Annotated in this window: 1 protein-coding gene; it reads right to left on the bottom strand. The window is 36.1% G+C overall.

What is annotated here, in order from left to right:
* Window positions 1–290: hypothetical protein (locus JHD62_RS21575; protein WP_199104594.1), on the bottom strand; the 290-nt coding region annotated here is incomplete at its 3' end.
* Window positions 291–399: the final 109 nt, after the last annotated feature.

Raw genomic sequence — 399 nt, 5'->3', positions numbered from 1 at the left:
ATTCCAGATGGATTTAAGTGGCAGCCTGCATCTGTATATTGCAGGATATCTCCATCCTTCATTTTATTTAAGGTTTGCAGAATAATTTGAGGTTTCCAGCACCAATATCCAAAGCCTCTAATGTTGTATTTCAGTTTTTCTTTGAAATTTTCTTTGAAATTAGCATCAAGATCATCTTCTGTTGTGATGATGATTTCATCATATATTCCCATTTCCTCGGCTTGCGACTTTATGCGAGTCAACGACTTTTTCATTCTTTTATCAGCAAAGCTCAGAAATATTTTAGCCATTACTCAATTTTCTATTGTTGATGGTGCTAAAAGTGTAAGTCCCAAGGGCAGGGTATATTATTAATAATGAGATAACGCTACCCCATATGGGGCCGCTATTTCCAAATGC

It is taken from the genome of Aquitalea sp. ASV11 (genome assembly GCF_016429185.1).
GTDB classification, from domain to species: Bacteria; Pseudomonadota; Gammaproteobacteria; order Burkholderiales; family Chromobacteriaceae; genus Aquitalea; species Aquitalea pelogenes.
Note: the sequence above shows the minus strand (reverse complement) of the source record. Positions and strands in the feature narration are given on the sequence as shown.